The sequence below is a fragment of the Fredinandcohnia quinoae genome (assembly GCF_022427965.1).
GTDB lineage: Bacteria > Bacillota > Bacilli > Bacillales > Bacillaceae_L > Ferdinandcohnia > Ferdinandcohnia quinoae.
In genome coordinates, this window is sequence record NZ_JAKTTI010000084.1 from 1 (window position 1) to 590 (window position 590).

Sequence of the window (590 nt, forward strand, 5' to 3'; positions counted from 1 at the left end):
AGGTTAAGTTAATAAGGGCGCACGGTGAATGCCTTGGCACTAGGAGCCGATGAAGGACGGTACTAACACCGATATGCTTCGGGGAGCTGTAAGTAAGCTTTGATCCGAAGATTTCCGAATGGGGAAACCCACTACTCGTAATGGAGTAGTATCCTTACCTGAATACATAGGGTAAGAGAAGGTAGACCCGGGGAACTGAAACATCTTAGTACCCGGAGGAAGAGAAAGCAAACGCGATTTCCTTAGTAGCGGCGAGCGAAACGGAAGATAGCCCAAACCAAGAGGCTTGCCTCTTGGGGTTGTAGGACACTCTATACGGAGTTACAAAAGAGCGAAGTAGATGAAGCGACCTGGAAAGGTCCGTCAGAGAAGGTAACAACCCTGTAGTCGAAACTTCGTTCTCTCTTGAGTGGATCCTGAGTACGGCGGGACACGAGAAATCCCGTCGGAAGCTGGGAGGACCATCTCCCAAGGCTAAATACTCCCTAGTGACCGATAGTGAACCAGTACCGTGAGGGAAAGGTGAAAAGCACCCCGGGAGGGGAGTGAAATAGAACCTGAAACCGTGTGCCTACAAGTAGTCAGAGCAC

The 590-nt window shown here is 50.3% G+C and carries 1 rRNA gene; it reads left to right on the forward strand.

From position 1 onward, the window contains the following. Window position 1: 1 nt before the first annotated feature. Window positions 2-590, forward strand: a 23S ribosomal RNA gene (locus MJG50_RS22000); the annotation flags it as partial.